This window comes from Flavobacteriales bacterium, assembly GCA_019694795.1.
Classification (GTDB): Bacteria; Bacteroidota; Bacteroidia; order Flavobacteriales_D; family UBA2798; genus UBA2798.
Genome location: JAIBBF010000025.1, coordinates 1 through 25,387 on the forward strand (window position 1 = coordinate 1; position 25,387 = coordinate 25,387).

Below are 25,387 nucleotides of genomic sequence, written 5' to 3' on the forward strand. Positions count from 1 at the left end.
ATCGGCTTTCATCAAAATATGCTTGTTTGGGAAATGAAATGGAGTAGGTATGAAGTTGCGGTTTCAGTTGACAAGCAAGTGCACTTACGATGGCAGAATCCAAGCCGCCACTTAAAAAAGATCCAAGTGGAACATCAGCCACCATGCGCCATTTTACGGCTTCCTGTAATGCATTTTTTAGTTGTACTTCATCGGAATTTACATCACCTTTTAAGGTGTACCAATTGGTGTTTTTTATTCCTTGTTTACTGAGGTAAAGCAGTTCTCCCGGTTGCAGTTTGTGAACCTCATTTAAGATGGTATAGGGAGCGGGAATGTAGGATAGATGCAGGTAATGATGTAATGCTTGCTGATGAATGGTTTTTTCAATCGGAAATGCAAGGATTGATTGAAAATCGGATGCGTAAAAGCAGGTGTTCTCTTTGTAACTCCAGTAGATCGGTTTTTCTCCAAACCGGTCGCGTACCAACCAGTGTTCATTGGTGTTTAAATCTGAAAAATGAAAGGCAAAAAATCCATGAATCTTATGCAGGAATTTTTCCTTGTAACGGTGAAATCCCTGGAGCATTACTTCCGTATCGGATTGTGTTAAAAAAACACAACCTTCCTTTTCGAGTTCTGATCTTAATTCGCGGTAATTAAAAAGTTCGCCGTTGAGCACAATAACTTGTTGTCGGTCGGCACTAAAAAAAGGCTGATTTCCATTGGAGCTGGTGTCGATGATTGAAAGTCGACTATGTGCTATGGCGATGGTGCTGTTTTGGAAAAATTCCTGATGATCGGGACCCCTGAAACGCAATTCATACAAAGCAGCGCGAAGCTCTTTTTCGTAATCCTGCTTTAAACCTTCCGGCGAAATAATTCCGGATATTCCACACATGTGTCCTGATTTTTGTTTTAAAGATACATCTTGTAGTGTTCCATCGGACGATTTTTCGTTTTATATTTATATCATCCATGATGAAACGACTGTTAACTCTGATATTATTTTTTTCCATCGCCTCCATTTCCGGGGCACAAGTGGTGGTAGATACTTCTATGAATTCCCTCGAAAAAGCAGTGGAATTATTTCTGAAGGATCCGGATTTAAAAAATTGTGCATTTAGTTTTTATGCCTACAACTCAAAAAGCGGAAAAGTAATTGCCGATAAAAATGGTTCGATGAGCATCGTTCCGGCTTCCTGTATGAAAGTAATTACCACAGCGAGTGCCTTAGAAATTTTAGGAGGTTCTTATCGGTTTAAAACTTCCTTGCAGTACACCGGATACATTGATCAAAATTGTGTTTTGCATGGCGATTTATACATCCGTGGAGGAGGTGATCCTACCTTGGGTTCCAAATTCTTCACTGATGGTGATCCTTCTGAATTTTTAAATCAATGGGCATTGGAAGTACGCAATGCGGGAATTGATTCTATTACCGGAAATGTAATAGCAGATGCGGAAATTTATGGTTGGGAAATGGTTCCCAGTACCTGGGCCTGGGGAGATATTGGAAATGGATATGGAGCTGCTCCTTGTGGAATTTCCATTTACGATAACACTTGCGTATTGAGTTTTAAAACCGGAGAAAAAGCAGGAGATGTTGCCCATATAGAATGCATGCAGCCTTATGTGCCCAATCTCGAGTTTGTAAATGAAGTGTATTCCTCGAATGTTTCGGAGGATAACTCCTATATTTTCGGCGCACCTTATTCCTACGATCGTATTATTAAAGGAACACTTCCAAAAGGTCGTGAAGCGTTTGAAGTAAAAGGAACCATTCCCGATCCCGGATATTTAGCAGCTTTTGAATTACGGTATGCCTTGGCCAAATGGGGTATTGGGGTTGCAGGTATTACGACTACTGTTCGGGAATTAAAACTGGAAAAAAAATACAACGACACCACCCGTATAAATATCTACGATCATTTTTCACCATCGGTGGCATCCATTGTGAATCTCACCAACACCTATTCGGTGAATTTGTTTGCCGAGCATTTAATGAATCAGATTGGATTAATTAAATATGGAAACGCAACGGTAGGTTCCGGCACTGCGGCGGTTACTGAATTCTGGACAAAAAAGGGAATTGACACGAAAGGATTTTATATCACCGACGGTAGCGGATTGTCGCGATTCGATGCCGTTTCTGCAAAACATCTGGTGGATATTCTACTTTATATGTCGAGAAGTAAAAATGCCAGCACATTTGAAAAATCGCTTCCCGTTGCAGGGAAAAGCGGGACCTTATCTAATTTTTGCAAAGGGACTAAAGCTGCAGGTAATGTGTGGGCTAAAAGTGGAACGATGACCCGCGTAAAAGCTTATTCGGGCTATGCAAAATCGGCAAAAGGGGAGAAAATTGTCTTTTCCGTGATTGTGAATAATTTTAATTGCAGCACCAAGCAAATGGAGAAAAAGCTGGAAAAGCTTGCTATTGCTATGGTCGAATTTCAAAATTAACTCCTGTGAATTGTTGAAAACTGTCTGATGGATTTTTCGTAAAGTTTTGGTTATGTGTATTTTCTGTGTAAATTAATGCACCAAAACCAAAAAAAATGAAAATAGGTATCAGACATCAGGAGTCATACTCTCGGGGAGAGTTATTACTTCGCACATTTTTCGGCGCATTTTACATTGCGATTCCGCACTTCTTAGTTTTAATCTTTTTGTTTATCGGATCGGCGATAATCAATTTCATCACCTTCTGGGCGATTTTGATTACCGGTTAATTTCCACGAGGTATGTTCGATTATCAAATCAAATTACAACGCTGGATGCTTCGTTTAAATGCTAGACTTCAAAACCTGAGTGATGGTTATCCTGCTTTTGGTTTGGATGCGCAAGATCCAAATGTTGTACTTGATGTTGCATATCCTGAAAACCCAAGCAGAGGATTAGTATTAATCCGTATGTTTTTCGGAATGATCTATGTAATGATTCCTCATGGAATTTGCCTCATCTTTTTAGGGCTTGCATCTGCATTTGTTAATCTAATTGCATTTTTTGCAGTTCTAATTACAGGTAAATATCCAAAAGGAATGCATGATTTTATGACAGGCGTTCTTCGTTGGAACATTCGTGTAGGTCTTTACATGGGCTATTTCACCGATACATATCCTCCATTCACCATGGCTGAAACAGATCCAATCGATTGGTCAAAATCCAATGGTGTAGAAGATCATTTAGTTGGATAATCTTCTTCCTTATAAAATGAAAAAGCCCCGAATCATTCGGGGCTTTTTTATTGGGTAATTATATTTTATAAATGGATAACCTCTCCGTATGCAGCTGCAGCAGCTTCCATTACTGCTTCGCTCATGGTAGGATGCGGGTGAACGGTTTTGATGATGTCGTGACCTGTTGTTTCCAGTTTACGAATTGCAACTATTTCGGCAATCATTTCGGTAACGTTTGCACCGATTAAATGTCCGCCCAATAATTCTCCATATTTCGCATCGAAAATTAATTTAACGAAACCATCTTTTGCGCCGGCAGCTGAAGCTTTACCTGAGGCAGAGTAGGGGAATTTTCCGACTTTAATTTCAATACCTGCTTCTTTCGCTTGTTTTTCGGTCATACCCACCGATGCAACTTCCGGATTGCAATATGTACATCCGGGAATGTTTTTGTAATCGAGTGGTTCTGGGTGGTGACCCGCAATTTTCTCTACACAGATAATCCCTTCTGCAGAGGCAACATGTGCAAGTGCAGGACCAGGAACAACATCTCCAATGGCAAAATAGCCCGGGATGTTGGTTTGGTAATATTCATTGACCAGAATTTTTCCTTTGTCGGTTACAATACCAACTTCTTCCAGTCCGATATTTTCAATATTGGCAGCGATACCAACCGCAGAAAGAACAACATCACATTCAATGATTTCTTCTCCTTTTTTGGTTTTCACTTTTACTTTACACCCAGTTCCTTTGGTATCTACCGACTCAACAGACGCTTCGGTCATGATATCAATTCCTTGTTTCTTAAATGAACGCTCCAATTGTTTGGATACTTCTTCATCTTCAACAGGAACAATGTTCGACATATATTCAACAATTGTGACTTTCGTTCCTATGGCGTTGTAGAAATAAGCAAACTCAACACCGATTGCTCCTGAGCCAACTACTACCATGGATTTTGGTTGAGTAGCTAAAGACATCGCTTCGCGGTAACCAATTACTTTTTTACCGTCTTGAGGAAGATTAGGTAATTGACGCGAACGAGCTCCGGTTGCAATGATGATGTTTTTTGCTTCCAGTACGGAAACCTTACCATCATCACCTGTGACTTCTAATTTTTTTCCGGCTTTAACTTTACCGGATCCTTTGATAACGTCAATTTTATTTTTCTTCATCAGAAATTGAATACCATTGCTCATTCCATTGGCAACTTCGCGACTTCTCTTCACCATTCCTCCAAAATCGGCATTGGCATTTCCTACTGTAATTCCGTAATCCGAAGCATGTTTTATGTATTCGAAAACATTCGCACTTTTCAGAAGAGCTTTCGTAGGGATACAGCCCCAGTTCAAACAAATTCCTCCCAGACTCTCACGTTCAACAATTGCAGTTTTTAAACCCAATTGAGAAGCACGAATCGCGGCAACGTATCCGCCGGGACCACTTCCTAAAACTATTACGTCGTAGCTCATATTTTAATTTTTTAGATTTAACAGTTTGAGGCACGAAAGTAGCAACTATCCTACTATAAAACAAAAAGAGGTCTATCTAATGATAAACCCCTTTAAGTGGTTGGTAAACAGTTATTGCTTGGGCGACATTACAAAAGGATCCTGCGTTTTTTTGCCTTCTTCCGCATCAACTCCGGCAAATAGATCCTGGTAATTACAATGGGTGATTTTTAAGGGGTGGTGACCATTGGGTAAATCCTTCAACATCAATTTTCCATTCTTGTCGGTTTTGTAAATGGTACCATTGGGTAATTCAACAATTGCTTCTGCAATACCCAGTCCTGTTGCCTCATCATTCACTGTAATTTCAATTGAATTGCGGGTGATGGCTCCAGGTTTGGGATTGATCAGTAATTTGATGAAATCAATGGCAAATCCATCAGCTGCGGAGGTTTGCGGATCATCGATTAAAATCACCAATTCTTTTTCTTTTAACAAGGGAAGAAATTCAGCCGGAATTTCGAAGGTTAACAATTTTCCAATAGGACCTGTCTGATTGAGTTTGTTCAATGCATTTTCCATAAATGGAGCACGTTTTCCATTGAGGGTTACCTGAAACGATGAGCAGAAAACAGGAGATTGAAAATCGTCGGCAAACAATTGCAGAATTGCAGATTGAATGGTGAAATCCTGAGGTATTTGCAAGGGAAGATGAATGGGTAATACACTTGCTTTAAACTGACTCATGTTGCTTTCGTACTGACCCGAATATCCGTCGCCACCACATGCTGCATCCTTTTTACCCATAGAGCTGGGGAGCATAATCATATCGGTTCCTTTAAACGCTGTATCCGGGGTCCAGGGATATCCGTGTGGCGGTGTTGATTTTCCGGAGAAGGGGTCAAACTTTTCTTCCCATCCAAAAGAGAGGTTGTCAATGTCGCCTCCCCGAATCATAATATCCGCCTGAGGAGTACCTTTCAGTACAACATAATTCAATTTCCAATCGCCATCATTTGCTTTGTTTTGAGCAATGGCATTTACTGACCACAGAGTGGTTAATGCAATAACTAATTTTTTCATGTTAAAAGTTTAGAATCCGAGAAAGGTGTATTCTCCGGTTTTTACTGAAGTTGTTTTTTTGAGATTTACCTCAAGTGCTTTCCAGGTTGTTTTTTTACCATCCTTTTCTGTCATGATCATTTCCATGGCAAATCCTTGTGGTCCTTGTGTGAAATTAGAAGAAGGAGATTTTCCTCTGGAAGCACCTGCAAACATGCTGCTGGCTCCGGTTACATCCAACAAAATATCTTTGGTCACCCACATCTCATTTTTAGAACCTTCTTTTTCATTTACGGCAACCCATTCTTCGCAGGTATAACCTAAAATGACTTTCGTTCTTCCGGTCTTCGACATTTTCCAATCGCTTTTGCTGGTGTCGGCAGCTTCCTGAACTTGTTTTTTCAAATCGTATTTCATCACCATGCCCTGTTTTTGTCCATCGTTCTCCATGAGCATAACGATTTGATTTTTTTCATATTCAGCAACGGAGAAAGTGTGCGATTCAACTTCGCCTTTTTTGTTTTTGCTATCCATTTCCATTCCGAAATAGGTATTGGAAGAAGAAAAATGATAACGAACCTGTGCAGGATCTCCATCCGCTTTTCCATCTTTTTTATAGTTCTGAAGTTCGATGAGGACATTGTCGTTAAAGGTGTATTCTGCTTGAACATCCTTTTTGCTTCCACCTGAAAAACCGAAAGGAGCCGTGTTACCGTTTTGTCCGGAATTATCTGTTGACGGATTACCGCCATTGTTGTTTTCGGGTTGAGTAGCACGGGTAGTATCCGCACTGGTCTTCGATTGCGATTTGTTGTTGATGGTCTGTTGTGCTTTTTTCATCAGGACATCACGTACCTGAGCTTGGAGGTTAAGACTTAAACATCCGGCAAGTGCAAATAAGGCTAGCTTTTTCATGGTTGGAAAATTGTGAAACAAAATTCGTGATAATCAAAAATATAGCCAAAATTATTTTTGTAAATTGTGATGAAAAATTTTGTCAAAATATGATTGAACTAACTGAAAAAGAGAATAATGACTTTATTTCTGTGTTGAAAAATGAGAAAAGAGCATCACTCTTTAAATTGTTCTCGAGAACGGATAAAGGGAAAGGAGGGGACCGGAAAAAGTTATTTCAGTTCATTTTCGATAAGCCGTATAGCGAAAAGGAAGATTTTCTTCTTCGGAATGAATTCCGTTTGTTAAAGGAAAAATGGAGGGATTTTTTGGCCGGTTTATTTTTAAAAAGAAGTACTGAAGAATCTCGTCACTACCGTGATTTGCTCCTGCTGAAAGAATTATTCCGGAGAAATGAATCGGAAGTCTTGGAACGTGAAATTTTACGTGTGAAAAAATACCTGAGGGATGGTGAGGATGAAGAAGTATTAAAGGAAGTATTGTTATTGGAGCAACGATATCTGATTAACCAGGCAGGGATTAGTTTGCAAAATTTATCACAGATCCGTTCCATCAATGAAGAGTTGCTGATGATTGACCAGCGTATTCATCGTCGTACGCGACTTTATGCAGAAAGTGTGAAAGCCTGGAATTACCGCATGTTGCAGATCTATGATCCGGGAGGCGCATATTTCTATCAGCTACCGGTGGATTTATTGCAATCGGAAAATGAATCTGACACTGAAGCACGATTTTACCTGCTAAAAATTAAAAGTCTGTATGCACCACAACATGAGCGTCTGGAATTATTGTTAGAGATGGTTCAACTCGCTGAGAAAATTCAACGGAAAGGGTTTCCCAAGGGAAGAGAATTAGCGGTGATATACTCGAATCTCGGAGTGGAATATTCATTTGTTCCGGACTATGATCAATCGCTTGAACAATTCAGAAAAAGTGTTGAATTAAAAAATGAAATCCAGCAAATTAATTTTCATCAGATTTTATTTAATTATATCTCAGTATGTATAAAATCCGGCAATACGGATAGAGCAATGCAACTCATCGATAAATATGGAACTGCTCTGAATAACGATTCGTTTTTAAGTCCACGTTACCGTGTAGTTCATATCATGGCTTTGGTATTTACCGGAGAGATAAAAAAGGCGAAACAAATTTTTCCGGAGCAGTTGAAAGAAGGGAATTATGAAAATTATATTTACCACAGGGTTGTTCAGTTAATCTTGTTTTTCGAGGATGGAAAAATTGATTTGGCCATGAATGAATGTTTAAATCTATTGCAGACCGTTAAAGGGAAAAGCGGATTAGATCATCATTTGTTGTTTTTAAAGTCGTTCCGAAAAATAATGGAACAGTCTATGCAGATGGAGGATAGAAAAAAATTAAGTAACGCTTTTATCAAGGGTATGCTCACTGAAACCAATCCCGATAAATTCCTTCAACAAAACGTAATACCGCTCATCTGGTTGAGGAAAAAACTTTTACTTTCACAGGATAGCTGATTTTTTAAATGTATTTTTACCATCATATTTTTTCTCATGATTCACTATCGACTTTCCTATAAAAATCCGCAACATCGGTTTCTCGCTGTTGAAGTGAAAATCCCCGTTTTATCCGATAAAAAAATCCAGGTTCAATTACCGTCATGGCGACCCGGAAGATATGAACTGGGAAATTTTGCGAAAAACGTCAGGAATTTTCAAGTTAAAAATGAAAAGGGGAATGCTGTCCCTTTCTCAAAATTGAATAAAGATCTTTGGGAAATCATTGCTAAAGGCGAAACGGAGATCATCGTTTCTTATCACTATTATGCTGCCGATTTAAATGCGGGTTCAACTTATATCGACGAGAAACAATTGTATGTTAATCCGGTTAACTGCTGCATTTATGTCCCTTCCCGAATCGATGAGTCATCACAATTCACCGTAGAGGTTCCTGCCGGCTGGGAAATGGCATGTGGAATGAAAAACTCAAAATCCAACGGAGATGCTTGTTCCGTATTTCACATGCAGCCCGGTTCATTTCATGAATTAGCGGATAGTCCATTTATTGTTTCACCTCAATTTCACCATCGGGAATACCGCGTGGATCAAACCTTATTTCATATTTGGTTTAATGGTGAATGTCGACCCGATTGGGATCGGATTCTAAATGATTTCTCAGCTTTTACAAAGAAACAGATTCAAGCTTATGGGGCTTTTCCGGTGGATGAATATCATTTTTTAATTCAGATTTTACCAGTTCAGTTTTATCATGGCGTAGAGCATCAAACCAGCAGCGTAAATGCATTGGGACCCGGATATGAATTGATGCGCGACAGGTATGATGATTTATTGGGATTGTGTTCGCATGAATTGTATCATGCCTGGAATATTAAAAGTATTCGTCCCGCAGAGATGTGGCCTTATCGCTACCAGGAAGAAAATTATTTTAAAACCGGTTATGTAGCCGAAGGAGTTACCACCTATATGGGTGATTATTTCCTGCTCGCATCCGGTGTTTTTTCAGTGTCCAATTACCTTTCCGAATTAAGCGCTCAATTACAAAAGCACCTCGATAATTTTGGAAGAAAGAATTATTCGGTTGCCGACTCATCCTGGGACACCTGGCTCGATGGATATGTTCCCGGTGTGCCTGAACGAAAAGTCTCCATTTATACCGAAGGCTGTCTCCTTGCGTTTATGACGGATGTTTTAATTATGAAACACAGCAAGAATAAATTCCGCTTGCATGATGTCATGAAAAAATTATACACGGAATATTACCTGAAAGGTAAAGGCTATATGGCTTCAGATTACAGAGCGGAAGTGGAGTCCTTTGCGGGAACGGGACTGTGTGAGTTTTTTGATACGCTGGTGAATGGAAAACAAGATTATATTCCAACATTACAGAAGTGTTTAGAATATGTGGGACTGGAAATTTCTTCGCTCGATCCCGCAACTGCAGCTGAAAAATTTTATGGAATTAAGATAACGGATGCTGCAAGTGGGTCCATAATTACGGCCATTCATCCGGATGAACCCGCTTATCATTGCGGAATATCTCTGGGCGACAAGCTAATTTCTATCAATGGTTACCAGGTAAACTCGGATGCCAATAAATGGATTGCTTATTTTGCCGGAGAAACATTGGATTTCATTTGTATGAGAAATTCAGAATTGAAAAAGATTCAGATTCCCACAGCTGAAAACGGGGGATTCAGGTCCTGGAAAGTTACACGACTGGAAAAAATTTCGGCAGAACAACAAAAAAATTTCAATCTTTGGTCAACCTTAACGAATTAATATGTCAACACAAGAAAATAGCAGTGTAGAGATCAATCCTGAAAAAGATGAATTGAATTTACCAAACCGCAAATGGGTTTATACGCTAACTACTTTAACGTTTATCGGAGCAACCATCGGTTTAATTTTTTGTATCATGTTTATCGTTTTTTGGGGTAAACTGGATGTGGTATTATCGAAAGGCGATCAGAATGCCAAGGATCTTGAGGCCATGCTTATCTCTACCATTGGAGAACAACGTTGGTGGACCTACGTAAAAAATAATCAGATCAACGATTTCTTTTTGTCGACGCGTAATCATTATATCCTTGCAGCCATTTCCAATGCGCTGGCTATTTTGGGAGCATTCCTGATGCGTACCTATCGTAAAAGCGGATTTTATATTTATGTGCTTTCACATCTTTTATTTTTGGTTTCACCCTTTATCATGATTCTGGATTATGAAATCAATATGAGAGATACTTTGATTTTTGTTTTGATAGCCACTGTATTTATTGGTTTATACTCGAGAAGTATTAAATTTTTTAAATGACCACCAGTTATACTATCAGGACCAAAACAATCAAAAATTTTATTCTGGGTAAAGAATCCCCTTCTTTATTTACCCGTATCGTTTTTTGGTTGAATGTGCCCTTGGCCTTATGGTACCTGATATTTTTTGTCCTTGAATTTTTAGCCATCCGTTTAGTTCATACACTGAAAGATTCGGAAGAAGTGCTGGACCGGATCAATGAAATTGGAAGTAATTACGGCTTAAGCGATATCTCACAAAGTTTTTTTCTGATGTCGGTAAGTGGCTTAACGGGAGTTGCTTTAATGATTGTGGGAATGCTTCTCTTCTGGAGAAAAATCAAGTGGGGCTATCCGGCATATCTCATTGGAATAAGCATTGTATTTGTTAGTCCAATGGTGTTTTTAGGTTATACCTATTTCAGTGAAGAACAAACGATCCTGGAGCTGTTATTGCCCATGCTCGCTTTGGTGCTGGTGTTGATTGACTGGATGCGTAAATCCTGACCTATTTCGGTTTATAGGCAATCACTGAAATTTCAACATTTACATTTTTAGGTAAACGTGAAACTTGTACAGTTTCCCTGGCCGGAAAATGATCTTTGAAATAAGCACCATACACCGCATTTACTTTCGGGAAGTCATCCATGTTGGAAAGGAATATGGAAGTCTTTACAATATGACTATAATTCAATTCTACCGCATTTAAAACGGCACCTATATTTTTCATTACCTGTTCGGTTTCAGCTTCAATGCTGCCCTCTACCAGGTTTCCGGTTGAAGGATCAATTGCGATTTGTCCGCTCACATATAAGGTGTGGTCAACCAAAACAGCCTGACTGTAAGGACCGATCGGTGCGGGAGCATTGGGGGTATGTACAATTGTTCTCATAGTTGAATTGCAAGAAAGCACGAATATAAGAAATAGGAAAAACAAGAAGTTTCGCATAGGTCTGATCTTTATCAGTAAAATTGCAAAATAAATCGAAGAGCATGAAGGTCCTGCTTCTGGATAATTACGATAGCTTCACCTGGAATCTATTTCATTATGTAGATTCACTGGGAGTGGAGTGCCGTGTTGTGCGCAACGATGAAGGAGAACTGTCGGAACTGGATCATTATTCGCATTTGTTGTTGTCGCCGGGACCAGGATTGCCGAAGGATGCAGGAAAAATGATGGAGGTTATTCGAAGGTATCACTCCAAAAAAAACATATTGGGTGTTTGTTTAGGCATGCAAGCCATCGGAGAATTTTTTAATTGTTCATTGGTCCAATTAGAAAAACCATGTCACGGTGTGACGGGAACCTACACTATACTGAATGCAAAGGCCAGCTTATTTCACCGGGTGAACAATCCATTTATCGCAGGTAAATACCACAGTTGGGTGATTTCTAATCCAACTTCAGAATCCGGTTTAATCGTAGATGCCGTAGATGAATTGGGAAATCCTGCAGCCATTTCGCATGTAAACTATAAAGTTTTTGGTGTACAGTTTCATCCTGAATCTATAATGACACCATCAGGTAAACAAATCATTGAGAATTGGTTAACACTAAGCTAATTTTCGCTTCTTTTTGATAACGAAGGGTCTGAATAAATAACGGCTTAATGTTTTCCCGTTTTATTATTTCATCGATGAATAAAGAATTCTAATGGTTGAATTTTAGCGTTCGAAAATGGACTTAAACATTATTTGAATCAGAAATAAGAATGCGTTAAAGTCGATAGAACATCCTACCTGTAGTTTTGTTGTATGAAACAGCTATGGAAAATCGGGTCGACCTCAATTCGCATAAAACTCCTTCTCACTTTTTTATTTTTCTCTTTATTTGGATTGTTCCTTGTTCTTCTTGCTTTTTTTCATGATCAACGCCGCCAAAAAGTACAGCAAGGATTACAAAATATTGCCGATTTGCGTATCGAAATTCTTCATCATTTATATGATCAGGAACGGTTTTTTAATCATGATGTATATACCGAAGATTTTTATAAAAATAAATCGAGCGGCATATTGATTGCGCTTAATGATTCTCGGAAAAAAATTGGAATAAACATCGATCAGTTAAATCACGAATTATCAGAATTTGGTTCTTATGATGTTGAATTGCAAAAAATAAAAACGACCTGGCTGCAAATGAACGATTGTTTTGATCAATGCGTTGAAGTGATTTTAAAACGAGGGTTTAAAGATTACGGCATGGAAGGCCGGATGCGAAAAATAATCCATAGTTTGATGGATGATCCGGCTATGGAACCGTATAAAAATGAATTATTATCTATTCGTCGACACGAAAAGGATTTTATCATAAGAGGTTCGCAAAATTATATTGAGTTACTGCGTTTAGAAGCAGCAAAACTCGAGGGGATTTTACAGCGAAAAATGTCAGAATCGAAGCTGGATTATAAATCACAAATTTTGCGTTTAAAGCGATTTGTTTTGTGTTTTAATGAATTCTCCAGGCTGGAGAAGATTTTAGGCAGATCAACCAATGAAGGGTTAAAAACGCAACTGTTCATCATGGCTGCCGGTTTGGAAGAGTCGATTGTGTCCATAAAAAATAAAGCCGAAGAAGAAGCGATTTCATCACTGCGTGAAATGAAAATGACCTATATCGGTTCGGTGCTGGTTATATTGGCATTGGCCGTTGCTTTTAGCTTTTATTTTTCAACGATTATGTCGGACCGCATCCGGAAACTGAGTGACCGCGTAAAACTATTTGTTGAAAGCGGATTCACCAAGCGCAAATCCTTTTCTCCCGGAAAAATGCGCGATGAATTATTCAGGCTTCATGTCCATCTTGGGATTCTGGAAGATGAAATTGCGATTCGCTTTAAAGAATTTAGAGAACATTCAGAGAAAAACACATTTGAAATTCTGGAACAGAACAAACGAATTGAATATCAGAAAGCCCGGATTCAGGAGCAGCGTGATGTGTTGTTTCATCAAAAGGAAATTGTAGAAGTTCAGAATAAGCGGATCATCGATTCCATTGTATATGCTAAGCGGATTCAGAATTATTTATTTCCAAAAGAAAAAAAACTGGAAAGCATTTTAAGAGATCATTTTTTGTTTTTTCGACCCAAGGATATTGTCAGCGGCGATTTTTATTGGGTGGAACAAAAGGATGAGTGGACCTGGATAGCCGTTGCCGATTGTACCGGACATGGAGTTCCGGGTGCGTTTATGAGTATTATCGGAAATACATTATTGAATCAGGCCATATTCGAAAAAAATATTCAGGAACCTTCCGAAGTCCTGCATTTTGTTTCCAAAGGAATAAGTACCCGGTTCGGACAATCAGGAATTCATTCTGAGATCAAAGACGGAATGGATATTTCATTGGTGAAATTCCGTTTTAATGCTTACACCAATCAGGGAGAATTATTTTTTTCCGGTGCACAACGCAATTTGTTAATGATACGGAAAGGTCGTGTACAAGAATATAAAGGAAACCGAACAGCAATAGGTTGGGTAAGTGGAAATCAGGTTCCGCATTTTACACAATTCAGGATTAGTCTGAATGAAGGTGATCGCTTTTATATGTTTACCGACGGACTAGCCGATCAATTTGGTGGCGCTGATGAATCGAAGTTTAAACACAAAAAGGTGGTCGAATTAATTCATTCGATTCAGGAAGAAGAAATGTCGAAACAGGGACCCATCATTGAGGAGACGTTTGATGTGTGGAAGGGTGAGGTTTTTCAGGTGGATGATGTCTGCCTCCTGGGTTGGGAAGTATGAATTGGCATCCCGGTAATCAACATTTTTTAGGTTATCAACAGGTGTTGAAAAGATCTTATTCACATTTAAATTCCTTATTAATTAAGCTTCTGTAAGCTTTTTAACAGTCACGCTTTTCTTGTTAGAAACTACATTTTACCTTCTCCTTTCTCTGGGGTTGCAAAGGGTTATCTTTGTTAGAATAAAAAAACTGCTGAATGCTACGTAAAATTGCCGTTCTGAATTCTAAAGTGTACGGAAAAGCCGTTGTGCGCGTTGACGATTGTGATTCGCTTCAATTGGTGGGACCGAACAACATTGGTAAGAGTACCTTGATTTATGCCCTGAACTTTCTGTTTATTATCGACGGAAATAAAATGACCTTTTCCGGTCAGCGTAAGGGCGACAAGGAAACGATTCACCACTATTTTCCGACTCCAAATCAGAGTTACACCATTTTTGAAATCTACAAAAATCGTGCATACTGTATTCTGGTAAAAAGGGATACCGAAGGTGAATTGGAATATTATCATTTTAATTCGGAATACCGCGATGATATTTTCTTTAAGGAAGACGGAGCACAGCAACGACTTTTAAAATTCGACGAGGTTCAGGAACGCATTGCGGAAATTGGACTGGATCTGGTTCAGTTTAAGAATAAATCGGAAGTATTCAGTTTTGTGTACAGCCGCGGTACCGACAACGATGCTATCGTTTGGCTCGAAGAAAATGTTAAATCGGATGGTTTATCGAATAACTTCTCCAAGGTTTATCGTTATCTGATTAACTCGAAGTTGATCACCAACAAAACCCTGAAGGAAGCATTAATTATTGCGGATAACCGTGAAAATGAAGTCCTGAATTTCTCTCAGAAAAACAAAAAAGACATCATTGATCTTTTGCGTTTAAATGATGAAATCAAGAATATTAAATCGGTTAAAAATGAATTTCTCGATTTCCGCGAAATTGTTAATCAATACGAATCAAAATCGCGCATTCTTTCGGAATTGATTTATCAGTTTGAAGAGTCGTACAAAACGACGCTTCCGGAAATGGAAGAGCGTATTCACCGTAAAGCGAAAGAAATCAATGAGCTTTACACCGAAATCGGTGAATATCTTCGTCCGAAAGAACAGGATCTGAACCGTCGTATTGGTCAGAAAGAAAGCGACATCAATAATCAAAACCGTTATGTAGAAGAAAAGCGTCTTACGCTCGACGAAATTAACGGTATTGAAAGCATGGAATTCCTTGCTGAATCGCTCGAAAATCTTGAGCGCAGCAGAAAGGAAATCGAATCGCAGATTACACAGGTTGAAAGTCAGCGCTACACCTCGAATCAGATTAAAGCACGTCTCGATGTATTGGGAGCAGCCATTTCTGAAAAGGAAAATCAACAGCGAAACTATAACGACTTATTGATTCACAAAATCAGTGATGATGCGGATACCCGTAAGTTGCTGAATACCGTATTGTCGGAAAGAATTACTTCACTTCCAAGCGGACGTATTCTGGAGAAAGTGAAAAAAGCGGTGAAGAATCTGAAAATTTTCGATGGAGAAATCGATATTTCAGGATTGTCACTGAAAGACTTTAAATCCATCGATGAGATCAATGATGAATTATACGATCTGCGTCGCGAAGAGGAAAATTTCAAACGTCTTTTAGATACCGCTAAAAATGGAGAAAAAGTTCAGGAAGAACTTCGCACCATTAAAAACAATATCGAAGAAATTCAGGATAAGATTCGTTTATTAAAAACGAAACCTCAGATTGAAAAGGAACTTTCTACTTACCGACTTGAAGTAGAAAAATTACGCGAAGAAAAAGAATTGCTTGAGCGCGAATTGAAAGATTTGATGCAGGAAATTCTTACCAAGGAGCACATGCTGCAATCCATGCGTGAAGAACGCAAGAAAACAGAAGAACGTGTTACTCAACTCCGTGAGCGTAAACAGGAAGTTGAATTCCTGAACCTTCAACCGGTCGAGTGCGAAGTATCAGATTCGCTTGAGAGCATTTATAGCAAAATGAAACTTCATTACAATGACCGAATTGAATTGAAGGTAACCAAAGATAAAGCGTTCGATAATCTTCGTCACACACTCAAAAGCACCATTGCTGATGAATCGGAATTCATCCGTTATTTTGAAGAAGAGGTTGCTTGTTTAAGCGATAAAGAAAAATCGATCGACGGATTATTGCAATCAATTTCTACCCAGTTTGCGAATCCGGCTTACACCATGATGAAGCGTTTCGAAGAGTTCAAGCAGTTTATTTATACCAAATTCAATAAGACACTTGCTACCACCCGCATTTCGAATATTGAATCCCTGCAAATTGAATTGCTCGATAATAAACGCATCCTTGGTGAATTAGCAGCCATTAGTTCCATTCAGGAAATCAATGGACAGATGATGCTTGATTTCGATCAAACTGAAAATCTCCGGATTCTGAATAATTACCTCGATAATAGCCGCAAAGTGCATTTCGATGAGTTATTCGATATTGAATTGCATCTTGAAATTAAAGGCACGGTTAAAAAAGTGGATCTTGCCAATCAGGTGGAATCGGATGGTACCGACCGTATGATTCGTCTTGTAATTATCATGTCCATCATTAACCGTTTGGCGATTAACGAACATGATAACAGGATTACCTTGTTTATCGACGAGGTTGCAACCATCGATAAGCAGAATCGTCCCGAGCTGGTGAAATTCTGTCGCGAGCACAACTTCATTCCGATTTTTGCCGCGCCGGATCCGGTTCCAGGTTTCAGCAAGTATTACTTCATCTATCCGAACAAAGGAAAGATCAACATCAACGAGCGCCTCAACGCTATTTACAGCGAGCCTTTGGCCGAAATGGATAACCAATAAGAATCCGTGCTATGAGCAGTTTAAAAGCAGAACCGCGGACCATCTTATACTTCATCTGGAATCACTTTGATCTCTTGAATGAGCTCTTTGCTGAACAGATGGAGAAAGGGTATATCCGCGATACAAGTTTGAGAAACATCTGTTCCAAATACGAACATGATGTCACCGATCGTTTGTCGGAATATAAAATCCTTCGCAAGATTGGCGATGATTTTGAGATTCGTCCTGTTATTTTTCAATTGATCGAATTCGTACAAAACGAATTTAAACCGGTGTTACCGGAGACCATTGAAAAGTATGGATTCTCTATTCTTTCCCTGTTCCGTAAAATCAAAGAGGGGATTAATGGTGATAAAGAAATTCTGATTAAGCGAATTGAAGACCTTCTTTCGGAGGTTCGTTTGTTTGTGGATTCCATTGAGAAAAACACTTCAAAATTACTCTCCGAAACCCGCGCACTGAAATCGAATCTTGAAAAAATCGATTACCGCGAAAAAGTACATCGTGCCTCAGGATGGATTGAACATTACATCATTCCCCTGAACGAAATTCTTGATGTTAATCAGGCAGCATCCGTTACCAATCAGCTTCACGAAGTGGCTTATTATGTGAACATAAAACGCCTCGATACAACAGATGAATTGATTCGTGCACAGTTCGAAAAACTTTACTCTTTCCTGGTACAAACCAATGATGACTTGCTTCGTCAGAGCAAACTGTTGACCAACGAATTATTGCCGCTGATTGAACGGATTAAAACAGAATCCATCATTCTTACCGGTTGGATTGAGTTCCTTAAAAAACCATATTCTGCACGTGTTCCGAAAGTGTTCAAGACATCTCTGGAGCGTGCCTACAACCGTTCATTCTATTTGAACGCAAAAGAATATGTGGAGCAATTCCTGGATGATGAGCCGGTTTATTTATCGGATGAACCAAGCTTTCAGGAAAAATGGATTTTTAACCGCGAGTTCTATAAGGTGAAAATGGAATCGCAATTGCCAATCGAAGATTTCTTTGGTTGGTGCCAGAATACCGTTAAACGCGATTTCCACGGTGTGGATCAGGAAAAATTCTTCTCAATGGTGTCACTGCTATTTGAAGATGATCTCGTAATGGAAGCCGATGAAAAAGCAGAATTCACCACCATTAAAGCCAGTGACGCATTAATGAAAGTACCAAAAGTTAAAATAGACCGCCATGGAATATCCTAAAGGACATAAACACGTTGTTAAAGAATTACTCGATGGGAAATTTGTTTTGCCCAACGATCCCTTATATCAGGTGATTCGTGAAAACGATGAATTCTATACTAAGTTTTTTAAAGAATCGTTCGATTACGAATTGCGGACTTCCAATGAATATTGCTTTCTTATTTCCGGAGAAAGTAATGAGATGTTGAGTCGCGATATATGTATTTTCTTCGGTGTGCTTTGTTATGAACTCGACAGAGACGGAAGAAATTTTATGGATGAGATTCAATATTCGGAATGGGATCATGAACGTTTGGATCGCTATTTCGAGAATTCCACTTACAATGAGTTGATCTCTTCCAATAAACAGTTGCGCGATAAAGATTCGCGTAAAACATTTGTCAATTCCTTATCGAGAAGAAATATTATCGACAAGCAAGGTGAAGATAAATGGTACTTTACCGCTGCGCATAAAGTGTTTATCGACTTCGCTTCGGAGCTGGCTAAAAACAGAATCCGCGAAGGGGTTTAAATTATTCTCCAATACGAATCTCCGTCGACCCGACGGAGATTTTTTATTTTACCCAATGCGGAACATATTCATCTTATTTATCGGATTATTGCTGTGGCAAAATCAATTGTCGGCCCAGTATCTCGATTCGTTATATTCCATTTACAACGATGAAAAACAAACACCTCTCGACAGAGCCTATGCCTTATCGGATATTGCCTGGGAGATGTGTTATATGGACCCCGATTCGGCACGATCACTTTGTGATGAATTAATTGTCTTTATTAAGAAAGAGCCTTCCATTCCGCGCGCTCGTTTAGCCGATGCCTGTAATACGGTAGCTAATTCTTACCGATTAATGGGGCAATTGGATAGTGCTTTAACCTGGTACGATAAAACGTTAAAGATTTACCAGTTTCTTCGTCACGATAAAGGCATTGCTTCTACCTACCTTAATCTTGGAGATGTGTACACATCAATCGGGAATTTTCCACTGGGATTAAAATACATGCAGCAATCGCGGATGATTTATGAGCGCGTAGATAATGCAGAAAATCAGTTAGGGAATTTATATAATAACATCGCAAATATTTTTCTGCAGCAAAACAATATAAAGCAGGCAGTAGAATATTATGAAATGGCCATTGTGAAATTTACAGGATGTAAAGATCTCCGCGGATTAGGAAATGCGTATTCTAATTTAGGATTGGTTTATCGGGATACGTATCACGATTTGGACAAGGCTACAGAGTTAGCCCGCATCGGATTAAGTTACCGGATGCGAAATACGGATAGTTTGGGTATGGGAGATTCGTACAATATTCTTTCGCTGATTTATCTTGAGAAAAAGCAATTTGACAGCGCAGGATATTATATCGATGCTGCATTAGCCTTGCATAAAAATTTGGGCAATCTGGATGGTATGGCCATCTCCTACCAGCACAAAGGAACTTTAGCACTTGAAATGGGAAATGCCGATTTAGCAATTTCTATTTGCGGTGAAGGATTAAAAGTAGCTACGGCATCCAAAATGATCATGAATCAGCAATTCAATTGTGATTGTCTATACCAAGCCTACAAGAAAAAAGGAGATTCAAAAAATGCGCTTTATTATTTCGAAAAACACCGCGAATATGAAGAGGCTATGCGGGATCAGGATCGGATACGTGAAGTAACGGAATTGGATGTGAAATTCAGATTTGAAAAAAAATCGCTGGAGGATAGTCTTAAAGTGAGAGAAGAACGACTGATGGCTGATGAAAAATTAAAATTAAGTCAGGCTGAAACCGATTACCAGCGCCGGTCAAAATATTTCCTGTATGCCGGAATTTTACTGTTAATTGTTTTTGCAGTTTTTATTTATAACCGCTTTCAGGTAACCCGTAGACAAAAACTGGAAATTGAAGAAAAGAAAATCGAAATTGAACATCAAAAGGAATTGGTTGAAGAGAAAAACAAAGAAATTCTGGATTCGATCACCTATGCAAAACGATTACAGGAAGCCATTTTGCCACCACGAAAACTTGTGAAGGAGTATCTGAATAATTCGTTTATTCTATATAAACCTAAAGATATTGTTGCCGGTGATTTTTATTGGATGGAATCCTTCGCTAAAGCTTCGGATTCCAAAGGAGGGGCTGTGAGTGGAGTTTTGTTTGCGGCGGCCGATTGTACCGGGCATGGTGTTCCGGGTGCAATGGTTAGCGTGGTTTGTTCGAATGCATTAAACCGGACCGTAAAAGAGTTTGGAATTACAGATCCGGGGAAAATTCTGGATAAGGTAAGGGAATTGGTTATCGATACCTTTTCAAAATCGGAATCTGAAGTGAAAGACGGAATGGATATTTCACTTTGTGCTTTGGATCTGAACAATCAAAAATTACATTGGGCCGGAGCAAATAATCCATTGTGGATTTTACGAAACAATAGTGATGTTATTGAGGAGATAAAACCAAATAAACAACCCATTGGAAGTTATGCGGAAGCAAAGGCCTTTACAACCATTTCATTTGATCTGAATAAAGGTGATTGCATTTATGTTTTTACCGATGGATATGAAGATCAGTTTGGTGGTCCGGATAGAGAAAAAGGTGGAAAGAAATATAAAAGTTCACGAATGAAATCATTGTTCGTCTCTATTCGCGATTTGGAAATGGAAGAACAAATGCAAGCCATTAATCAGGAGTTCGAAAACTGGAAGGGCGACTTTGAACAAGTGGATGATGTTTGCGTCATTGGTGTTAGAATATAAGAAGGTCACCGGAATTCCCGGTGACCTTTTTTCTTTTACAATAAGCGAACCAGTCCTTTGAAAACTGCTGTTAAGCGAATCGCATCATAAATCCGTTGTTCAGAACCACCGTGATTTAAAACAGAGGCTTCATGGGATACTACGCATTGTTCACATCCATTTAAAGCAGAAATAGCCAGACTCATCAACTCGAAAAATTCTTTTCCCAAAACCGGGTTCAGCATAATACTCATTTTAATTCCGGCGGGCGTTTTTTCATAGAATTCTTTTTGGGTGAAGTGACGAAAACGATAAAAGACATTATTGACTTGCAGCAAGGATACGCAGGCATAGGTTTCTGCAATCTCTTCCTCCTTGATTTCAACTTCTTTTAACCGGTTCAGAATACCGCTTTCAAGTGTTTCATTGTCATCATTGACGGCAACTGCCAAAGCCAATAATAACCGTTCCTTTTCATTTAGCGTTTCAACTTTCAGAACGTTCCCAATGTTAATCTTTACATCGCGCAAATACCTGGTATTGGAATTTGAAATGATATTTAAGCGCGATTCAGATTTCAAGGGCGGATTTCCGATGGAGATCAGTAAATCCTGCAGGGTTTCATTTACGATCGTTTCCATATTATGCATTTAAAGTGGCTTCACCTTTTTTCCAGTTGCATGGACACAATTCATCGGTTTGTAAAGCGTCGAGTACACGCAATACTTCCGCAACATTTCTACCCACGCTTAAATCGTTGACCGAAACCCAGCGGACAATCCCCTGCGGATCGATAATGTAGGTAACGCGATAAGCAACTTTTTCTTCGGCTTCTAAAATGCCTAATTCCTCCGCGAGTGATTTTGATGTATCAGCAAGCATCGGGAACTTTAATTCGCGCAGATCCTTATGGTCTTTTCTCCAGGCGAGATGCACAAATTCAGAATCGGTAGAGGCACCAATCAACATGGCGTCACGATCTCTGAATTCGCCAACATTTTTATTGAATTCGGCAATTTCGGTGGGACAAACAAATGTAAAGTCCTTCGGCCACCAAAACATGACTTGCCATTGACCTGCATCGCGATGATTGGTCGAGGAAAGTGTGGTGAATTCTTTTCCTTCTTCAAGGCTGACAACCGCTTTTTTTGTCCAGTTTGGAAAAACACTTCCAACAGAAATAATTTTGTTCATGGTTTTAGGTTTTAAGTAGTTTTTATTGATTAGATTTTGCGAAATGGCTTTTAAGAAACCAATTCAATTTTTCATGTTCCTGGAGTATCCGGGTCAGGAAATCTTCTGTGCCGGGATCTTTCAATTCTTCTGCTAATTCAATTCCTTTTTTAATCAACCCGATTAAATTTTCGGTGGATTGCATTAATGTGGTAATGATCAGGTCTTCATTCATCAGGGCTTCCTCCGGGAGGTGGATCAATGACGATTTTTGGTATTCTGAAAATGAAGCATGTGCTATACCTCCAATCATTTTATTCCGTTCAGCAATTTCATCGATTCGGGAGTTGGACTCGTTATACAATTCTCCCAGCCATTCATGCATTGGTTTAAAATGGAAAGAGATCAGGTTCCAATGTGCATTTCTGATTTGTAATGCAAAAGCCGATTCAGTGGCTAGAAGGATATTCAGGTAGCTGTTAAGATTTGTCGTTTTCATATTGATGATTATTAGTTTTTGCATTACAAATGTCCACCGTTTTTGGTTATAAGAAAAATTGATTAATTTTATGGATGTATAGATTTTGATTATATGACAATAATTCAACTGGAATACTTTATTGCAATTGCTGATACTCAGAGTTTTTCACTGGCGGCTGATCGCTGTTTTGTTACGCAGCCAACGCTCAGTATGCAGATTAAAAAGCTGGAGGAAGAGCTGGAAGTGGTTTTGTTCGACAGGAATGTGAGTCCTGTTCAACTCACGGAACTGGGTCAGCAACTTTTGCCCAAAGCACGACGAATCGTTCAGGAATCGAAATCGCTGCACGAATTTGTAAAGGATGAAAAGGGAATAATAAAAGGCGATTTAACGATTGGAATCATACCCACTTTAGCGCCCTATTTATTGCCACTGTTTATCGGGAAATTCATGAAAAAGTTTCCGATGGTCAACATCCACATAACTGAATTTACCACTGAGGAAATTATCCACCGGATAAAGGAAAGTCAACTGGATTGCGGAATATTGGCAAGTCCTTTGCATGAAAAAGGAATTTTGGAAAAGCCGGTATTCTATGAGCGCTTTGTTGCTTATTTATCGCCGCAACATCCGCTTCTTAAGAAAAAAGTGTTGGATGCATCTGATCTGGATACGGATGAGACCTGGATTTTGCATGAAGGACATTGTTTCCGAAATCAGGTAATGAATTTTTGTAAGTTCAGGAAGAGTGGACAGCATGCGCGTTTGCATTATGAATCCGGAAGTATTCAGACATTGAAAAAATTGGTGGAGACAGAAAAGGGTTTAACCGTTATGCCCGAGTTAGCTATTCGTGAATTTACTGCACACGAAATGAAGATGCTTCGCTATTTCCGAGCACCGGAACCCGTTAGAGAAATAGCGGTGGTGTGTAGTCAATATCCCGTAAAAGAAAAAATGATTGATCGCCTGGCAGAAGAAATTGCACATGCGGTTCCAGAGAAATGGAGAAAAAAGGAAAAAAACAAAGTGGTTGATATTTAATCAATCCTTCATTTTTCTTACGATATAAAATGTTGCAAAGGGAAGCAAACTGGCAAGATAAGCTTGCGTGGTAAAGGTCCGATTCCATTTTTTTTCTTGTGCTACCAGGTAGGTTAAAATGATATAACTTATAAATAGAATTCCGTGAATCATCCCTGTAATTTGTACAGCAATCGGTTGATTCCATATGTATTTTAATGGCATGGCAATACCTAATAGAATCAGATAGGACCATCCTTCCAGGTGAGCGGTAATCCGGAATAGCTTTTCCATTATTTCGATTTTTTTTGTTCTTCTTTTTTCCGCTCTTTTTCTTCGCGTTCTTTTTCCTGTTCTTTCAGATAAAGACTATCTATAATTTCCTGCAATTCATCAATCGTGCTGATGCGGTTGATCATTCCGATTAAACGTTGACGAGTGAATTCGAGTCGTGACATCCTGCTTAATTTGATTTTAAAATTTCCGGGTATTCATGAATGACTTTCTGCTGATCATTGATTCCGAACTGAATCATTTTTTTAGCGAGATCATTTCCATGAATGGCGCGGTATTTTCTGAATAATCCCATACGGTTAAAAAAACGAAGAATAGCCAGACTCCTTTTTTCTTTAGAACGATATTCTTTGCGGTCGCCTTTTAATGAACCGGGACGTAAAATATGAATGGAGGGGATTGAAAGACGGAGAATTTGTTCATCCAGATCACCTTTCATTTTCATATAAAAAAAGCGGGAGTTTTTGTTGGCTCCCATCGAAGAGATTAATACATAAACCGGGACCTTATTCCTTTCGCAAGCCTGCGCAAATTGAAGTTGATAGGTATGGTCAATTTTCCATTGTTTTTCTTTAGAACCTGCAGTAGATAGGGTAGTGCCAAAGGCTGAATAAGCAATGTCTCCGCTAACCTCCTTTTGCCATGATTCAGGCTGGTTAAAGTCAACCACAAACTCTACCAGTTTGGGATGATTCATGGATAATGATTTCCTGACGAAAATTTTTACCGTTTTATATTCCGGATGTTCCAGAAGTTGATGCAGTAAATAATTTCCGGTCATTCCACTTGCACCAAGAAGCAAAGCCGTTTTCATTGCTGGGCATAATTTCGTTCACCAAAAATTTTGCTGCCAACCCGTATCATGGTACTTCCTTCTTCAATAGCCAATAAATAATCGCCACTCATACCCATAGAGATAATGGAAATAGTTTCTTTAATGGATTTCAATTGTTCAAATGTCCTTTTCAATCCCTGAAACTCCGATTTTATTTTTTGGATATCATCTGTATTTGATGCCATTCCCATCACACCGGTGATGTTTACGTTGTTTAATGCTTGAAAAGCATCGCTCTTTAGTAATGTTATCGCCTCTTCTTCCGAGAGTCCGAATTTACTTTCTTCCGAAGCGATATAGATTTGCAACAAACAAGGAATAATACGATTGTTTTTTTTCGCTTGTTTATCGATCTCCTGCAGCAATTTTAAACTATCTACGCCATGAATTAAATGGACAAAAGGAGCAATGTATTTTACTTTGTTACTTTGTAAATGTCCAATAGCGTGCCAACGGATATCTTTTGGCAGCAATTCTGCTTTTGCACAAAGTTCCTGAATGTAATTCTCTCCAAAATCGCGCTGGCCCGCCGCATAGGCTTCCATGATTTCTTCGTTCGATTTGGTTTTGGATACTGCAATCAATGTTACATATTCCGGAATTTCGCTTTTGATTTTAGAAATATGTTCAGCAATTTTCGACATGTACAAATCGATTTTATTTAC

At 39.0% G+C, this 25,387-nt stretch carries 25 protein-coding genes; 13 read left to right on the plus strand and 12 right to left on the minus strand.

Annotated elements, in window-relative coordinates; genetic code table 11:
• A partial coding sequence (locus tag K1X56_09005; GenBank protein ID MBX7094847.1) for an asparagine synthetase B occupies positions 1 to 880 on the minus strand: 880 nt, incomplete at its 3' end.
• An 80-nt stretch (positions 881 to 960) separates the two neighbouring features.
• Here K1X56_09005 and dacB point away from each other — a divergent pair.
• Complete coding sequence (gene dacB / locus K1X56_09010; protein MBX7094848.1) at positions 961 to 2,445, plus strand: D-alanyl-D-alanine carboxypeptidase/D-alanyl-D-alanine-endopeptidase; 1,485 nt, start codon at positions 961 to 963, stop codon at positions 2,443 to 2,445.
• A 281-nt stretch (positions 2,446 to 2,726) separates the two neighbouring features.
• Positions 2,727 to 3,179 carry a DUF4389 domain-containing protein gene (locus tag K1X56_09015; GenBank protein MBX7094849.1) on the plus strand — a complete coding sequence of 151 codons (453 nt, stop codon included), beginning with the start codon at positions 2,727 to 2,729 and terminating at the stop codon, positions 3,177 to 3,179.
• A 65-nt stretch (positions 3,180 to 3,244) separates the two neighbouring features.
• On the opposite strand, the gene lpdA is transcribed toward K1X56_09015, so the two are convergent.
• From lpdA to K1X56_09030, 3 genes are all read right to left on the minus strand, one after another.
• Positions 3,245 to 4,633, minus strand: a complete 1,389-nt coding sequence (gene lpdA, locus K1X56_09020; GenBank protein MBX7094850.1) for a dihydrolipoyl dehydrogenase — start codon at positions 4,631 to 4,633, stop codon at positions 3,245 to 3,247.
• A gap of 111 nt (positions 4,634 to 4,744) precedes the next feature.
• On the minus strand, positions 4,745 to 5,695 hold the full coding sequence (locus tag K1X56_09025) for a carboxypeptidase-like regulatory domain-containing protein (GenBank protein MBX7094851.1): 951 nt from the start codon (positions 5,693 to 5,695) through the stop codon (positions 4,745 to 4,747).
• Between the two features lie 9 nt (positions 5,696 to 5,704).
• Positions 5,705 to 6,589: a DUF4412 domain-containing protein gene (locus K1X56_09030; GenBank protein ID MBX7094852.1), complete on the minus strand. Its 885-nt coding sequence runs from the start codon at positions 6,587 to 6,589 to the stop codon at positions 5,705 to 5,707.
• 89 nt (positions 6,590 to 6,678) lie between these two features.
• Between K1X56_09030 and K1X56_09035 the strand changes: the two genes are divergently transcribed.
• The 4 genes from K1X56_09035 to K1X56_09050 are packed head-to-tail and all read left to right on the plus strand — an operon-like array spanning position 6,679 to position 10,887.
• Positions 6,679 to 8,088 carry a hypothetical protein gene (locus K1X56_09035; protein ID MBX7094853.1) on the plus strand — a complete coding sequence of 470 codons (1,410 nt, stop codon included), beginning with the start codon at positions 6,679 to 6,681 and terminating at the stop codon, positions 8,086 to 8,088.
• Positions 8,089 to 8,124: 36 nt separating this feature from the next.
• Positions 8,125 to 9,870, plus strand: a complete 1,746-nt coding sequence (locus tag K1X56_09040) for a hypothetical protein (GenBank protein MBX7094854.1) — start codon at positions 8,125 to 8,127, stop codon at positions 9,868 to 9,870.
• A 1-nt stretch (position 9,871) separates the two neighbouring features.
• Positions 9,872 to 10,402, plus strand: coding sequence for a hypothetical protein (locus tag K1X56_09045; protein ID MBX7094855.1), 531 nt, complete (start codon positions 9,872 to 9,874; stop codon positions 10,400 to 10,402).
• On the plus strand, positions 10,399 to 10,887 hold the full coding sequence (locus K1X56_09050) for a hypothetical protein (GenBank protein ID MBX7094856.1): 489 nt from the start codon (positions 10,399 to 10,401) through the stop codon (positions 10,885 to 10,887). The genes K1X56_09045 and K1X56_09050 overlap by 4 nt, the downstream gene beginning before the upstream one ends.
• Position 10,888: 1 nt before the next feature.
• On the opposite strand, the gene K1X56_09055 is transcribed toward K1X56_09050, so the two are convergent.
• The gene (locus K1X56_09055) at positions 10,889 to 11,272 is read right to left on the minus strand and encodes a RidA family protein (protein ID MBX7094857.1); all 384 of its coding nucleotides are present in this window, start codon (positions 11,270 to 11,272) and stop codon (positions 10,889 to 10,891) included.
• 101 nt (positions 11,273 to 11,373) lie between these two features.
• On the opposite strand from K1X56_09055, the gene K1X56_09060 reads away from it, so the two are divergent.
• From K1X56_09060 to K1X56_09085, 6 genes are all read left to right on the plus strand, one after another.
• On the plus strand, positions 11,374 to 11,943 hold the full coding sequence (locus K1X56_09060) for an aminodeoxychorismate/anthranilate synthase component II (protein MBX7094858.1): 570 nt from the start codon (positions 11,374 to 11,376) through the stop codon (positions 11,941 to 11,943).
• A 192-nt stretch (positions 11,944 to 12,135) separates the two neighbouring features.
• Positions 12,136 to 14,124, plus strand: coding sequence for a SpoIIE family protein phosphatase (locus tag K1X56_09065; protein ID MBX7094859.1), 1,989 nt, complete (start codon positions 12,136 to 12,138; stop codon positions 14,122 to 14,124).
• Between the two features lie 197 nt (positions 14,125 to 14,321).
• A complete protein-coding gene (locus tag K1X56_09070; GenBank protein ID MBX7094860.1) occupies positions 14,322 to 16,982 on the plus strand; it encodes a hypothetical protein in 2,661 nt (886 codons plus the stop codon).
• A gap of 11 nt (positions 16,983 to 16,993) precedes the next feature.
• Positions 16,994 to 18,196 (plus strand): hypothetical protein, encoded by a 1,203-nt coding sequence (locus K1X56_09075; GenBank protein ID MBX7094861.1) that lies wholly within the window; start codon positions 16,994 to 16,996, stop codon positions 18,194 to 18,196.
• Positions 18,183 to 18,707, plus strand: coding sequence for a hypothetical protein (locus K1X56_09080; protein MBX7094862.1), 525 nt, complete (start codon positions 18,183 to 18,185; stop codon positions 18,705 to 18,707). The genes K1X56_09075 and K1X56_09080 overlap by 14 nt, the downstream gene beginning before the upstream one ends.
• Before the next feature lie 55 nt (positions 18,708 to 18,762).
• On the plus strand, positions 18,763 to 20,937 hold the full coding sequence (locus K1X56_09085; GenBank protein ID MBX7094863.1) for a tetratricopeptide repeat protein: 2,175 nt from the start codon (positions 18,763 to 18,765) through the stop codon (positions 20,935 to 20,937).
• A 35-nt stretch (positions 20,938 to 20,972) separates the two neighbouring features.
• Here the strand turns inward: K1X56_09085 and K1X56_09090 are convergent, their stop codons facing one another.
• Genes K1X56_09090 through K1X56_09100 form a run of 3 tightly spaced genes read right to left on the minus strand, consistent with a single transcriptional unit; the run spans position 20,973 to position 22,588 of the window.
• Positions 20,973 to 21,557, minus strand: coding sequence for a carboxymuconolactone decarboxylase family protein (locus tag K1X56_09090; protein ID MBX7094864.1), 585 nt, complete (start codon positions 21,555 to 21,557; stop codon positions 20,973 to 20,975).
• A 1-nt stretch (position 21,558) separates the two neighbouring features.
• Positions 21,559 to 22,110, minus strand: coding sequence for a peroxiredoxin (locus K1X56_09095; GenBank protein ID MBX7094865.1), 552 nt, complete (start codon positions 22,108 to 22,110; stop codon positions 21,559 to 21,561).
• A gap of 22 nt (positions 22,111 to 22,132) precedes the next feature.
• A complete protein-coding gene (locus K1X56_09100; protein ID MBX7094866.1) occupies positions 22,133 to 22,588 on the minus strand; it encodes a DNA starvation/stationary phase protection protein in 456 nt (151 codons plus the stop codon).
• A gap of 93 nt (positions 22,589 to 22,681) precedes the next feature.
• Here K1X56_09100 and K1X56_09105 point away from each other — a divergent pair, with 93 nt between their 5' ends.
• The gene (locus tag K1X56_09105; protein MBX7094867.1) at positions 22,682 to 23,614 is read left to right on the plus strand and encodes a hydrogen peroxide-inducible genes activator; all 933 of its coding nucleotides are present in this window, start codon (positions 22,682 to 22,684) and stop codon (positions 23,612 to 23,614) included.
• Here the strand turns inward: K1X56_09105 and K1X56_09110 are convergent, their stop codons facing one another.
• From K1X56_09110 to K1X56_09125, 4 genes are read right to left on the minus strand one after another with little or no spacing between them, the layout of a single operon-like run.
• The gene (locus K1X56_09110; GenBank protein ID MBX7094868.1) at positions 23,615 to 23,887 is read right to left on the minus strand and encodes a DUF3817 domain-containing protein; all 273 of its coding nucleotides are present in this window, start codon (positions 23,885 to 23,887) and stop codon (positions 23,615 to 23,617) included.
• Positions 23,887 to 24,051, minus strand: a complete 165-nt coding sequence (locus tag K1X56_09115) for a hypothetical protein (GenBank protein ID MBX7094869.1) — start codon at positions 24,049 to 24,051, stop codon at positions 23,887 to 23,889. The genes K1X56_09110 and K1X56_09115 overlap by 1 nt, the downstream gene beginning before the upstream one ends.
• Positions 24,052 to 24,056: 5 nt before the next feature.
• On the minus strand, positions 24,057 to 24,701 hold the full coding sequence (locus K1X56_09120) for an NAD(P)H-binding protein (GenBank protein ID MBX7094870.1): 645 nt from the start codon (positions 24,699 to 24,701) through the stop codon (positions 24,057 to 24,059).
• Positions 24,698 to 25,366, minus strand: coding sequence for a YggS family pyridoxal phosphate-dependent enzyme (locus K1X56_09125; protein MBX7094871.1), 669 nt, complete (start codon positions 25,364 to 25,366; stop codon positions 24,698 to 24,700). Before K1X56_09125 ends, K1X56_09120 begins: the two co-directional genes overlap by 4 nt.
• Between the last annotated feature and the right edge of the window lie 21 nt (positions 25,367 to 25,387).